This window comes from Actinomadura macra NBRC 14102, from assembly GCF_001552215.1.
GTDB lineage: Bacteria > Actinomycetota > Actinomycetes > Streptosporangiales > Streptosporangiaceae > Spirillospora > Spirillospora macra.
On the sequence record NZ_BCQT01000007.1, the window covers coordinates 96796 to 110108 of the forward strand.

General features: G+C 73.9%; 12 protein-coding genes. 5 read left to right on the forward strand and 7 right to left on the reverse strand.

The window, feature by feature from the left end:
* Positions 1-169 precede the first annotated feature (169 nt).
* Positions 170-880 carry a hypothetical protein gene (locus AMA02S_RS13730; protein WP_067457427.1) on the forward strand — a complete coding sequence of 237 codons (711 nt, stop codon included), beginning with the start codon at positions 170-172 and terminating at the stop codon, positions 878-880.
* Between the two features lies 1 nt (position 881).
* On the opposite strand, the gene AMA02S_RS13735 is transcribed toward AMA02S_RS13730, so the two are convergent.
* Complete coding sequence (locus AMA02S_RS13735) at positions 882-1697, reverse strand: ABC transporter permease (RefSeq protein ID WP_067457430.1); 816 nt, start codon at positions 1695-1697, stop codon at positions 882-884.
* A complete protein-coding gene (locus AMA02S_RS13740) occupies positions 1694-2662 on the reverse strand; it encodes an ATP-binding cassette domain-containing protein (protein WP_067457433.1) in 969 nt (322 codons plus the stop codon). The genes AMA02S_RS13735 and AMA02S_RS13740 overlap by 4 nt, the downstream gene beginning before the upstream one ends.
* A gap of 108 nt (positions 2663-2770) precedes the next feature.
* Between AMA02S_RS13740 and AMA02S_RS13745 the strand changes: the two genes are divergently transcribed.
* Positions 2771-3523, forward strand: coding sequence for a TetR/AcrR family transcriptional regulator (locus AMA02S_RS13745; protein WP_067457436.1), 753 nt, complete (start codon positions 2771-2773; stop codon positions 3521-3523).
* Positions 3524-3542: 19 nt separating this feature from the next.
* On the opposite strand, the gene hrpB is transcribed toward AMA02S_RS13745, so the two are convergent.
* The gene (gene hrpB, locus AMA02S_RS13750) at positions 3543-6083 is read right to left on the reverse strand and encodes an ATP-dependent helicase HrpB (protein ID WP_157430569.1); all 2541 of its coding nucleotides are present in this window, start codon (positions 6081-6083) and stop codon (positions 3543-3545) included.
* Between the two features lie 414 nt (positions 6084-6497).
* Between hrpB and AMA02S_RS13755 the strand changes: the two genes are divergently transcribed.
* A complete protein-coding gene (locus AMA02S_RS13755) occupies positions 6498-7175 on the forward strand; it encodes an NERD domain-containing protein (protein ID WP_245667519.1) in 678 nt (225 codons plus the stop codon).
* A 140-nt stretch (positions 7176-7315) separates the two neighbouring features.
* Here AMA02S_RS13755 and AMA02S_RS13760 read toward each other — a convergent pair whose 3' ends face one another.
* The 3 genes from AMA02S_RS13760 to AMA02S_RS13770 form a co-directional block, all read right to left on the reverse strand.
* A complete protein-coding gene (locus AMA02S_RS13760; protein ID WP_067457572.1) occupies positions 7316-7720 on the reverse strand; it encodes a hypothetical protein in 405 nt (134 codons plus the stop codon).
* 112 nt (positions 7721-7832) lie between these two features.
* Positions 7833-8198, reverse strand: a complete 366-nt coding sequence (locus AMA02S_RS13765; RefSeq protein ID WP_245667520.1) for a hypothetical protein — start codon at positions 8196-8198, stop codon at positions 7833-7835.
* 231 nt (positions 8199-8429) lie between these two features.
* Entirely contained in the window at positions 8430-9128 is a 699-nt protein-coding gene (locus AMA02S_RS13770; protein ID WP_067457446.1) for a tectonin domain-containing protein, read from the reverse strand.
* A 682-nt stretch (positions 9129-9810) separates the two neighbouring features.
* Between AMA02S_RS13770 and AMA02S_RS13775 the strand changes: the two genes are divergently transcribed.
* Positions 9811-10533, forward strand: coding sequence for a histidine phosphatase family protein (locus tag AMA02S_RS13775; protein WP_067457449.1), 723 nt, complete (start codon positions 9811-9813; stop codon positions 10531-10533).
* Between the two features lie 33 nt (positions 10534-10566).
* Here AMA02S_RS13775 and AMA02S_RS13780 read toward each other — a convergent pair whose 3' ends face one another.
* Positions 10567-12117 (reverse strand): helix-turn-helix domain-containing protein, encoded by a 1551-nt coding sequence (locus AMA02S_RS13780; protein WP_067457452.1) that lies wholly within the window; start codon positions 12115-12117, stop codon positions 10567-10569.
* A gap of 543 nt (positions 12118-12660) precedes the next feature.
* Here AMA02S_RS13780 and AMA02S_RS13785 point away from each other — a divergent pair.
* Positions 12661-13260, forward strand: coding sequence for a hypothetical protein (locus AMA02S_RS13785; RefSeq protein WP_067457456.1), 600 nt, complete (start codon positions 12661-12663; stop codon positions 13258-13260).
* Positions 13261-13313: the final 53 nt, after the last annotated feature.

Genomic DNA, 13313 nt, shown 5'->3' on the forward strand with positions numbered 1-13313 from the left:
TCCCCGCCTGACCGTCCCGCCCGAGACCTGCCACCCGCTCGTCTCGCTTGAGGCATCCGCCCGGAATCCCGGCCCGAGGTGTCGCCGCTCGCGGCGCGCCGTCTGGTCCGGCCGCACCGGGTCCGGCGGCGCGCCGCGTCTCCCTGGTGACGTCACCTAGCCTGGGACGGTGAGCGCGACCCGATCGTCCCCGGCCTCCCGGCTGACGCTGCCCGGCCTCCGCGAGGTCTACGACGCCTACGTGCGGGAGGCGGCCGCCCTGCCCGCGCTCCCGGACGCGCTGCGGGCGGAGGTGTGGACGTCGGCGCGGCTCGGGACCCTGGAGGCCGCGGCCCCGCACGCGCAGGGGCGGCGCGCCGCGCTCGGCGACCTGATCACCTGCCTGCGCGCGGCGGCGACCCCCGGCACACGGGCTTTCCTGCGGGCGCTCGCTGCGATCGGCCCGCGGGAGGGACGCCGCGCGGCGGGCCGGGCGGCGGACGCGCTCGGCGGCGTCGAGCCCGCGCCGTGGGAGGGCGCGCTCGGCCGGGTCGTCCCCGGGCAGGCATGGCTGATCCAGGAGGGGCCGCTGGACGGCGACCGCCTGGTCTGCGAGTTCCGGTACGGGGAACGGGGCCCTGCCGGGATGCACGCGCTGGCGGTCCGGCTGTCCTACGGCGACGTCCCCGCCGAAGTCGTGGTCGTCGGGGACGTGCCGGCGCTCATGACGGCGGCCCGCCAGGCCATGCAGGCGGAGTTGTGCGTCGTCCAGCCCTACGGCGCGGCGGCGGTGGGAGTAAGGCTCCGCGCCGCGCTGAACGGCGCGGAGCCCCCGCCCGAGGCGTGCTACCCGGCGCTGGCCCTGGCCCGGCACCGCGCCGCCCTCCTCCCGGACGCCTGAGTCAGCGGCCCATGGCGCGATAGCGGCGCGCGGCGAGCGGGAAGAACACCGCGGTGATCACCAGTGGCCAGAGCACGGCCATCAGGATGCTGTGCTGCGCGGCCCACGAGCCGCCCGCACCGCCGGGGTCTCCGAACAGCTCGCGGCAGGCGGTCACGGTCGCCGACATCGGATTCCATTCGGCGATCGCGCCGAGCCAGCCCGGCATGGTGCCGGGCGCGACGAGGGCGCTGGACAGGAACCCGATCGGCCACACCAGGATCTGGACGGTGACGACCGACTCCGGTCCCTTGGCGACCAGCCCGAGGTAGACGCCCATCCAGACGAGCGCGAACCGCAGGAGCAGCAGCAGCCCGAGCCCGGCGAGCGCTTTCGCGGCACCCTCGTGCGCGCGCCAGCCGATGAGCAGCCCGCAGCCGGCCATGACGGCCAGCGCGGCGACCGAGTGCAGCATGTCGGCGACGCCGCGCCCGGTGATGACGGCGGACGGGGCGGTCGGCATGGCGCGGAACCGGTCGGTCACGCCCTTGGCGGCGTCCCCGGCGATGGCGGCGAACGTGGTCTCCACGCCGAACACCATCGTCATCGCGAACATGCCGGGCATGATGAACTCCCGGTAGTTCCCGCCGCCGGGCACGTCCATCTGGCCACCGAACAGGTAGCCCATCATCAGCACGACCATCACCGGGAACAGCAGCCCGACGACGACGTCGCCGGGCTGACGGGCCCAGTGGGCGAGCGCGCGGACGGTCAGGGTCCGGCTGTCGGCGACGGCCCAGCGGAGCCGTCCGATCGGGGTCTGCGGCAAGGTCATCATGCGGGCACCTCCTTCTCGCTCTCGGCGTCCTCGGTGAGGTGCAGGAACACCTCGTCCAGCGTGGGGCGGCGCAACCCGACGTCGGCGACGCGCACGCCCGCGGCGTCCAGCGCCCGGACGGCCTCGGTGAGCGCCGCGGCACGGTCGGCGGCGGGCGCGCCCACCCGCAGGGCCTCGGCGTCGACGTCCGCCTCGGCCCCGGCTGCGCGCGACACGATCCCGGCGGCCACCGGCAGCGCGGCCGGGTCCTGCAGGACGACCTCGACGCGGTCGCCGCCGAGCCGGGCCTTGAGCTCGTCGGGGGTGCCCTCGGCGATGACGCGGCCGTGGTCGATCACCGAGATCCCGTCGGCGAGGCGATCGGCCTCCTCCAGGTACTGGGTGGTGAGCAGGACGGTGGTCCCGCCGCCCACCAGGGCGCGGACCTCGTCCCACACCTCGATGCGAGCGCGCGGGTCGAGGCCGGTGGTCGGCTCGTCCAGGAACAGCACCGGCGGCGCGAGGATCATCGACGCGGCCAGGTCGAGGCGCCGCCGCATCCCGCCGGAATACTGCCCGGCGGGCCTGCCGGCGGCGTCGGTGAGCCGGAACCGTTCGAGCAGTTCGTCGGCCCGCCTGCGGGCCGTGCGCGCGCCGAGGTGGTAGAGACGGCCGAACATGACGAGGTTCTGCCGCCCGCTGAGCACCTCGTCCACCGCCGCGTGCTGCCCGACGAGGCCGACGCGGGTCCGCACCCGCGCGGCGCCGCGCACCACGTCGTGCCCGGCGACGCTGGCGGTGCCGCCGTCCGGCCTGGCCAGCGTGGTCAGGACGCGCACGGCGGTCGTCTTGCCCGCGCCGTTCGGGCCGAGGAGCCCGTGCACGGTCCCGGCGGGCACCCGCAGGTCGAGTCCGGCGAGGGCCTCGGTGTCGCCGTAGCGCTTGCGCAGTCCCTCGGCGATGACCGCGAACACCGGTTCGCTCATGGGTCTCCTCTCCCCGCGTCCAGCAAAACTCCGTACGCAATACGGATTTACCATCACGGAGACTATAACGTACGTCGTACGGAGTTTCATCCCTGGGAGGATGCGACGGTGACGACCGAGTACAGCGGGGCCGGTGACCCCAAGCGCAGCCTGGAGTTGCTGTGGGGCGTCCAGGCCAGGCCCCGGCGCGGCCCGAAGCCCCGCCTCACCGTGGAGGAGATCGTCCGGGCGGCGGTCGAGGTCGCCGACGCCGACGGCCTGGACGCCCTGTCCATGCGCCGTATCGCCGACGAGCTGGGCGTGGCCACGATGTCGATCTACACCTATGTGCCGGGCAAGGCCGAGCTGATCGACGTGATGCTGGACCGCGCACTCGGCGAGCTGACGCCGCCGTCCGCGCCGACCTGGCGCGCCCGGCTGGAGCACATCGCCCGCGAGGGCTGGGCGCTGTTCCACCGCCACCCGTGGATGCTCCAGATCGCCGTCGCCCGCCCGCCGATGGGCCCCAACATGCTCGCCAAGTACGAGTACGAGCTGGGCGCGATCGAGGGCCTCGGGCTGAGCGACCTGGAGATGGACTCGGTCATCGCCCTGGTCACCGGCTTCGCCGAGAGCGCCGCGCGCGGCTCGGTGAACGCCGCCGAGGCCGAGCGGCGCAGCGGCGTCAGCGACCTGGAGTGGTGGGAGGCCACCGCGCCCCTGCTGGAGCAGGTCATCGACCCGGCCGACTATCCGATCGGCAGCCGCGTCGGCACCGCCGCGGGCCAGGAGTACAACTCCGCGGTCGCCCCCGGCCGCGCCTTCGAGTTCGGCCTGGCCCGCATCCTGGACGGCATCGAGTCCCTGATCGCCTCCCGCTGACCGCTCCCTCGGCCGCCCGTCACCCGCGGCGCGGGTCTTCGGGCCAGGCGTGCCGGGGATAGCGGCCGCGCAGCTCGGCCCGGACCGCCCGGTACCCCTCGCCCCAGAAGGACGCCAGGTCCGCGGTGACCGCTGCGGGCCGCCCCGCCGGGGACAGCAGGTGCACCACCAGCGGCACCCGCCCGCCCGCGAGCCGCGGCGCCTCCTCCCAGCCGAACAGCTCCTGCAGCTTCACCGCCAGGACCGGCCGCTCCCCCGCGTAGTCCACCCGGATCCGGGCCCCGGACGGCACCCGCACCCGCTCGGGTGCCAGCTCGTCCAGCCGCGCCGCGAGGTCCCACGGCAGCAGCCCCCGCAGCATCGCCGCGACGTCCACCCGCGCCAGGTCGGCCCGCCGCCGCGCCCCGCCCAGCCACTCCGGGACACGCTCCAGCAGCGCCGGGTCGTCCACCGCGGGCCACGGCTCGCCGATCGCGTCGCGCAGGAACGCCAGCCGCTCCCGCAGCGCGACGGCGCCCGGCGTCCAGGTGAACAGCCCGAGCCCCTCGGCGCGCACGCCCTCCAGCAATGCCGCGCGCACCAGCCCCGGATCGGGCTTGCGCAACGGCCGCGTCCCCAACTCGATCGCCCCGAGCCGCTCGACGTGCCGCGCCACCACGTCCCCGTCCCGCCAGACGACCTCGTCCACCGCTTCCAGCAGCGGCGCCGCCGCCAGCCGGGCGATGTCCTCGTCGATCACCACGGCCTGCCGCACCCGCGCCGACGCGCTCCCGGCGGGCCGGTCGGCCGCCGCGACCGCCAGCCACTGCGGCCGCGCCCCGGCCAGCGCCGACCCGTCCGCGAGCACCGCCCCGGTCCCCGATGCCATCAGATACCCGCCGCCGCCCCGCGCCCGCGCCACCCGCTCCGGAAACGCCAGCGCCACCACCGCCCCCGCCACAAGGTCGTCCCCCCTCCCCCGAACACCCCACCCGGCAGAAACCTCACCCCGCGTGAGGGACTCACCTTGGGTGGGCAGGTCCTGGTCTGGGTTGGGCAGGGCGTTGTGGAGGCGGCGGGACTCGTCGCGCCAGCGGGCGGCGTGGGAGTCGGCGGGACGGCCGCGGCGGAGGGCGCGCCAGGTGGCGGTGAGGTCGTCGCCCGCCGCTCGGGGCGGGGGCTCCGACAGCAGCGCGACGATGTGCGAGGCGTCGCGGGCACCCACCTCGCGGGCGCCGTCGATCAGGGCGCGGGCCAGGCGGGGGTGGACGCCGACGCGGGCGAGGGCCCGGCCACGGTCGGTGACCCGGCCGTCCCGGACGGCACCGAGCGCGTGCAGGGTGGTGCGGGCGGCGTCCAGGGCCGCGGCGGGGGGCGGGTCGGGTAGGGCGAGGCCGCTCGCGTCGGGGTCGCCCCAGCAGGCGGCCTTCAGGGCGAAGGCGGTGAGGTCGGCCAGCTCGATCTCGGGCCGCGGACGGGCGGGGAGACGGTCGTGCTCGGCCTCGGTCCAGCAGCGGTAGACGGTTCCGGGGGCCTCGCGTCCGGCGCGACCGGCACGCTGGTCGGCGGTGGCGCGAGAAGCGCGGACGGTGGTCAGCGACCCCAGGCCGCGGGCGTGGTCGGTACGCGGCTCGCGCGCCAGGCCTGCGTCGACGACGATCCGCACGCCCGGGACGGTGAGGCTCGACTCGGCGACGGAGGTGGCGAGGACGACGCGGCGGCCCGCGGCGGCGGTGAGCACCGCGTCCTGGACGGCGGGCGGCGCCTGCCCGTGGATCTGCAGGACGTCCGCGGGAACACCGGTGAGCTGCCCCGCGACGCGGGCGATCTCCCCCGCGCCGGGCAGGAAGCACAGGACGTCGCCGTCCTGCTCGGCGAGCGCGCGACGGACGGTGGCGGCGACGTGGGCGAGTAGCGCCGGGTCCACGCGCATCCCATGGGGAGGCGGGACGGGCCGGGGCGGCGGCGACCACACGGTCCGGACGGGGTGCAGCGCGGCCGCGGTCTCCACGATGGGCGCCGGCCCGGCGTCGCCGCCGAGCAGGTGCGCCCAGGGGCCGGTGTCGGCGGTGGCGGACGCCGCGACCAGCCGCAGGTCGGGGCGCAGCGCGGCGCGCACGTCGAGCAGGAAGGCCAGCGCGGTGTCGGCGTCCAGGTGGCGCTCATGGCACTCGTCCAGGATCACGGTGCCGACGTCCGCGATCTCGGGGTCGGACTGGAGACGCTGGAGCAGGACACCGGTGGTGACGACGTCGATGCGGGAGCCGGGGCGCGCCTCGCCGCGGACGGTGACGCCGACGCGGCCGCCGACGTGCTCGCCGAGCAGCCAGGCCATCCGGCGGGCGGCGGCGCGGGCGGCGAGGCGGCGGGGCTCCAGGACGAGGATCTTGCCCTCGGTGGACGGACCGCCGAGGGCGAGGCCCGCGAGGGCCAGCGGCACGAGGGTGGTCTTGCCCGTCCCCGGTGGCGCGGCGAGGACGGCCGCGCCGTGACCGGCGAGGGCCGTGCGTAGGGCGGGGACGGCGCGATGGACGGGCAGGCCCTCCGCGTCCGGCATGCGCGGGGAGCGGATGTGTTGCATCACTCCAGTGTGGCGGCAGTGGCCACTAGCGTGTCCGCTCGGTGATCGTCCACGTGAGAAATGCCACCAGGACGAAGGGCGCAGTGCGGGTTACGGTGATAGTTGCATCGAGCATTTCGTCCATTCATGTAGAACGTTCTAAGAGCCTCCCAAAAATCTGCCCGGCCAACCATGACAAAAGTCCAGGTAAGCAACGCCTTCGACCCTCGAAGTTGCCATGCGGACTGACTTCTCTCACCAAGGTAAGTGTGGCGACAAAGCCTCCGCTATCCCCATAATGGGGTCGTCGTCGCAGGGTGCCAGGAGGTTCAGATGATCGGCAGCTCCATCTACCTCAGAGATAGGGCAGCGTTCACGGGGGGCTCGCCGCAGGCGGTTTACGAGGAACTTTGGCAGAAGGACCGAAAGGGGAGATTGCGGACCCGCGCAATTCTGGCGGGGGCGGCGCTCGGACTGTGCGGAGCGCTGGTCAACGCAGTTTTCGGAATCGTGGTCGCACTGCTGGTCGCGGGAGCCGACACCCTGGTGCATTGGCGGATATACCATGCGGCGAGCGTGTGGCGCCGCGGGCTGCGCGGCGAGGACCGGATGAACCGGCTGCTGCGCCTCACCCTGGAGCGGCGCGGCCACCGGGTGCTGATCGCGCGGACGATCCCCGGACATGGGTCCGCCGACCAGCTTGTCGTCGGACCTGGCGGCGTGTGGCTGGTGCACAACGAGGCTTGGCAGCCCGACTTCGAGTTGTCGCACCACGGCGGTCGCCTGTTCATCGATGGCCGCACCCAGTCCAAGCTGGTCGGCGGCTTGACCGCGCGGGCCGAGGCCGCCGCACGGCTGATCTCGGAGCGCGCGCAGACGCCGGTGAAGGTGACGCCGGTGCTGGCCGTCCATGGCGGGCAGTTGCCGCGCCGGACGCCGTTCCAGGCCGACGGCATCACGTTCGCCCGGCCGCTGAAGCTGGTGCGCTGGATGCGCCGCAACCCGACCGCCGACTACACCGCGGACGAGGTGGAGGAGATCACCCGCGCCGCCGTCCATGCGCTGCCGATCGGAGGACGCGTCATGCCGGCCGCCGTCTCGACGGCGAAGTGATGGCCGACACCAACCGTCCGGATTCCGGGCAGCGCGCGGCGGACCGCGCGGGCGCCCGAACGGACCGCCACATGGCCGCGGGGCGCCGCGTCAGCGAAGCGCCCGCGGATGTGTGGCCCCAGCACCTGTGGCCGGAGGGCTCACCCGCCGCCCACAGGGCGCCCACCGCCCGTACGGGGACCGCCACCCGTGCGGGCGGTGCGGCGCAGCCACAGCAGTCCCACGACCGGCAGGACGAGCGGCACAAAGCCGTAACCGCGCCCGAAACCGGACCAGACCGTCTCGTCCGGGAACGCCGCCGCGTCGACGACGCTCAGCGTCCCCACGACCAGCACGCCGGCCAGTTCCACCGTGCACGCTGCGACGGCGACGCGGAACGAGGTGCGCCCACCGCGGGCCAGCGCGGCCGTCGCAAGGACGTAGACGACTGCGGCGAACGCCGACAGCGCGTAGGCGACCGGCGCATCGGAGAACCGCGTGCCGATCTGCACGCCGGCACGCGCCCCCGCGGCCAGCGCGAAGATCGCGTAGACGGCGACCAGCAGCCGCCCGGGCCCGGTGCCCGTGGCGGCGCGGGCCCCCGCGGTGCCCGTGCGGGCATCGGTGCCGGCGCGGGCACCGGCGTCCGCACGGGCTCCGGGCCCGACCCGCTCGGACTCAGGCACCGGTGCCGTCCCAGATCTGGTTCATCCTGACGATCATCACAGCGACGGCCAGGCAGGCGACGACGATCACGCCTGGCCCGTAGCGGGAGCGCTCCAGCAGCCCCCAGCCGGCGCCCGCGGCGGGGACGAGCAGCGCCCCCAGCAGGTACCCGATGAAGGTGGCCGGATCGTCCGGGCCCTCATCACCGCCGACCTTGACGAACCCGATGACGGTCTGCGCGATCAACAGCGCCTCCAGGACGCCGAGGACGACCAGGTGCGGGACGCCCATCGCCCGGTCGCGCAGCGTCGTCACCAGGGCGTGGGCGGCGGCCAGCAACGCCACCACGACAATCATGATGGCCAGCACGTTCGTCACGAAGAGAGAGTACTACCGCCTGTTGTTCATCGAAGGCGCCTGGTCAGGAAAGAGGCGGCGGACCCGGCGGCGCAGGATGCCGCGCCACCAGCCCGAGTCATCCTCGGCGTACCGGCCGCGGGAGGTGCGGGCGCTGACCTCTGCTTAGGTCCGCCTGCGTGCCCGGTCGCCCGCAGGACGACGAGAACCCCGCCGAGTGACTCGGCGGGGTCTCGGGTGAGCCACTCGGGCTCAGCCCGGCTGGTCTCCGGTATAGCGGTAGATGGCATGGACGGAGTTGACGCCCCACACGGTGCCGTCCGCACCGGCGCCGATGTCGGACAGGGAACCGTCGATCCCGACCCAGGGATTGGCGTCGTCGTTGGTGTAGCGGTAGATCTGCCCGTTGGAGTTGACGCCCCACACGTTCGTGCGGGACCCGACCGTGATCCGGGTCAGGCCACCCGGGATGTTGACCCAGTGGCTGGCGCCCTGGTCACCGGTGTAGCGGTAGATCCCGCCTCCAGAGTTCACGCCCCACACGGTGCCGTCCGCACCGGCACCGATATCGACGAGGGAGCCGGGAATGTTCACCCAAGGATTGGCGTCGTCGTTGGTGTACCGGTAAATGGCGCCGGCGGAGTTGACGCCCCACACGTTCGTGCGGGACCCGACCGCGATGCGGGCCAGCGACCCGGGGATGTTGACCCAGTGGTTGGCGCCCTGGTCACCGGTGTAGCGGTAGATCCCGCCCCCGGAGTTCACGCCCCACACGGTGCCGTCCGCACCAGCACCGATATCGACGAGGGAGCCGGGGATACCGATCCAGGGATTGGCGTCGTCGTTGGTGTAGCGGTAGATCTGCTCGCTGGAGTTCACACCCCACACGTTGGTCCTGGAGCCGGCCGCGATCGCCGTTAACCCGCCTGAGACATTCTTCCATGTTGCCATGCCGAACCAACCTTTCACCGCGAAGGGAAATGATTCGACTGCTGAGAGTCAAGCGAGACAGTGTCATGTGCACAGAATATTGACAAGCCATTGATTAACGTTCGTGGCTCGTGTAAGCCGGCCTCTGGGAGGGCCCTGGCCAGCGCGAAGCGGATGGGACGGCCGCGACTCGTGAGAGCCGGGTTGCGGTCAGGTAAGGAAACCATCGTCCGCCCGGGACGCCAGGGACAGCAGCGTCTGGCCGCACCCAAGCGACATGACCCGGCGGCTTCGGTGCGGAGGCCCGATCCGGACCGAGATCATCCATGGATCGTGCGGCATCGTGTCCGGAAGAACCTGTACCACAAACACCTTGACGCAATGCGCTGATTGTTCTGGTTTGCGACCCAATGTAACTCGCCTTGGTGATCAGCTCGTTGGCAGCCCGCATTCCGGCGGCTCATATTCCGGTGGTACGCCATCGGCCTGAAGGAAGTCAGAAATGTTCCGCGAGTCCCCTCGCGTCCGGGCTGGACGACCGCTGCGGGATCGGCGGCGCCGTCCCTCACGATCCGGTGAGCCGGGTCGCCTCGATCGAGGACCCCACAGCCCGTCCCCGGGAATGCGCATCGAGTGCGCGCGGGCCCTTCTGGACGGGCCTACCGGGTGCGGCGGGCCGGTGGACCGTGGCAGCATTGCGTGAGTGAACGCCCTCCAGTGGCTCAACCTGACCAGGCACGGCGAGAGCACCGGCAACGTGGCCAACGGCATCGCGCTCGCCGCCGGCGCCGAGGAGACCGGCGTCACCGAACGCGACGCCGACGTCCCGCTGTCGGAGACGGGCCGCGCGCAGGCGGCGGCGCTCGGCCGCTGGCTCGCCGCGCTCCCCGAGGACGAGCGTCCGACGATGGTCGTCACGTCCCCCTATCTGCGCGCCCTCGACACCGCCCGGATCGCCCTCGCCCAGACCTCCTACGCCGCGCCGCAGCGGCCGGACGGGCTGACCCCGCGGATCGACGAACGGCTCCGCGACCGCGAGCAGGGCATCCTGGAGGGCCTCACCCCCACCGGCGTCCGCCGCCGCGTCCCCGCGGAGGCCGAGCGGCTGCGGCGGCTCGGCAAGTTCTACTACCGCCCGCCCGGCGGCGAGTCGTGGACGGACCTGGCGCTGCGGCTGCGCAGCTTCTACCGCGACCTGGAGGCCGCCGCGCCGGGCGGCCGGGTGCTGGTCGTGGCGCATGACGCGATCGTGGTGATGACCCGCTACCTGGTGGAGGAGCTGACCGAGCGGGAGGTCCTGGACATCGAGCGGGCACCGGTCGGCAACACATCACTGAGCCGCTGGCACGACGACGGCGGCGGCCTGCGCGCCGTGTGCTACAACGACAGCTCGCACCTGACCTCCGCCGGCTCCGCCACCGGCTGACCCGCCGGAGGTCGGTCACTGACCCGCCGGTGGTCAGTCGCCGCTGAGCAGGCGCTCGCGTCGGGACACGACCGTGGGCAACCGCGGGTCCCCCGGCGGCAGGACGGCCCGGAGCCGTTCCAGCGCCTCCAGGTCGGTGCGCCCGGGCTCGGTCTGCGCGTAGGTCCACAGCGCGTCGGCGCCACCGCGGTCCAGGGCCTGCCCGCGGACCCGCACGGCCAGCTCGTCGCGCTCGGCGCGGACGGCGGGCGCGTCGGAGCGGGGCAGCAGCTCTCCCCCGTACAGCCGGACGGCGGCGGTGACGTCTCCCTCGTCGAGCAGCCGCCGAACGGTGAGGAAGTCGGCGTCCACCGCGCAGCCGAGCCGGTAGGGCTTGGCGCGGACGAGGTCACCGAGCTGCACGCGCAGCCGGTGGATCTCGGCGCGGACGGTGCCGGGGCTGCCCTCGTCCCCGTACAGGTGCGCGGACAGCCGGTCGCCGTTCAGCCCCTCGGGGTGCAACGCCAGCAGCGCGAGTATCTCCGCGTGCCGCAGCGTCAGCGGCAGGTGCGCGCCGTCCAGCCGCGCGGACGGCTGATCGGTGCCGAGCAGCGACAGCGCGAGCAGCGGCCCGCCGCCGGCGCCCTGCCCGGCGGTGACCACGGGGCGGCGCCCCGACGGCATCCGCAGCAGGAACACCTCACCGAGCGGCTCGGCGACCGCGGCGCGCCCGTCGGGCAGGGTGACGGTGGCGCCCGGGACGGGAACGGCGAGGCGGCGACCACGCCACTCGTCCGGCCCGGCGGCGAGGACGCGACCGGTGGCGGTGAGCAGCAGCGCGCCGCCGCACAGCCCCCGCAGCCGCGGCAGGAACCGTTCGCGGAGCCGCTCGTCCCGCAGCCGCATGTCGTTCTCCAGGCGGGCCTCGGCGAGGCGCGCCGCCGCGGCGACGAGCGCGACCGTCGCGGGGTGCAGCGTGTCCGCGATGGCGCTGACGTCGATGCAGCCGATCACCCGCCCGGAGTCGGGATCGGTGATCGGGGCGCCGGCGCACGACCAGCGGTGCAGGATATGCGCGACGTGCTCGGCGGCGTACACGTACACGGGGCGCCCGGTGGCCAGCGCGGTACCGATGCCGTTGGTGCCGATGGTCCCCTCCGACCAGCAGAACCCCTCGGTCAACCCGACCGCGTCGGCCGCCCGGCGCACGGCCGGCGGCCCGTACGTCCACAGCGCGTGCCCCGACTCGTCGGCGATCACCATCAGGTGGTCGGACTCGTCGGCGAGGCCGCGCAGCAGGTCGCGCAGCAGCGGCAGGTGCGGATCCAGCGGGTGCGCGACGCGCGCGTCGGCGAGGGTGTCGCGGTCGAACACCAGCGGCGCCGCGCGCACCCCGGCGTCAACACCGGCCTCCCGCGAGCGCCGCCACGACTCGGCGATCGGTGGACGGGCGGCGGGGCTCGCGTCGGGCCGTCCGCCCACGTCCCGTCCCCGGCGGGGCCCCGGTGCGTGCGCCGCCTCGTGGGCGAGAGCGAGCCTGCGTACCAGGTCCTTCGGCTCGCGGCACGCGTGCGGTGCCGGCGCGGCCTGATCGTGCACCACCATCAGCCCTTTCCCCGGACAGAGAACACTCGGCCCATCCGAGGATCGGCCTAGGACGATGGCGGCGCAACCGGTTCCGGCGAACCTGACCGGCCCGGAACCGGACACCATCGGTGATGACATGGTCGCAACGTGTATGCAACGTACGGCCGCCTACCGTACCCCCACGCCGGGAGGCAGAGGACCATCCTGTGGGCTCCGCCGCCCCGCGCGCGTCCGGGGGGAATGCGCGCGGGGCGGGCGGGGCAGGCCGACCATCGGCGCTCCCGGCGCCAGGGGGAGGAAGAGCATGTTGTGCCTGACCTGTCAGCGCGTCCGTCCGGCTCTGAGCCGGACGGACTACACCGCCGACCGCGCCCGCCTCATCGTCCTGCGGGGACTGTGCACGTGCGGCGCGATGTCCGTCCGAACAGCGCTGGGGCGGCGCCCGGACGGTGTCCGAAAACACGCCGTTCCACAGAACGACACGCAAAGTACATGAACCGTTTCATGCCAGTTCGCCTAGAGTTAGGGGGCATCCGACCACCAACCCCTGGGGGGAGCATCATGACCGTGATCCCGGGTCTCGTCCGCCGCGCCGCAGCCGAGGCGGAGCACCAGCTGCGGGTGGGCATGTCCGAGGGCATGCGCCTGCTCGCGAGACTGGGCCGGGATCTGGAACGGTCGGCGGAACTCGGGCGGCTCCTCCCCTCGTACGCAGAGCGTATACGCACGCTCGAGGAGACCGTGCAGTCCCGTGATGCGGAGCTGACCGCACTGCGCACCGAGCTGGAGTCACTGGTCGCCCAGCTCAACGACCGCCTGCTCCCCCGCCTCGACGAGCGGATGGACGACACCGAACGCGACCTGGCCGCCGTCGCCACCAGCCTCATCCGCACGGGCCGCGACACCGCCGGGAACCGCGCCCGCCTCGACGCCGCCGAGCAGCGCATCGGCGACCTGCGCGCCAAGCTCGCGCAGACCGAGCAGCGCGCCGGGCTCTGGCGCGACCTTCAGGCCACCCTGGCCAGGCTCGGCGACGACGTCGACGCCCTGCGCGTCCGTACCGGCGTCCGCGCCGCCGATCCGCCCGCCCCGGTGCCCGACCCGGTTCCCGAGCCGGCCCAGCCGCTCCCCGCCGAGCACATCACCGACCGCCCCGCCTGACCCTGGACTCCCCTGAACACTGGACTCCCCGCACCCCCGACCCGCCGGGCCGC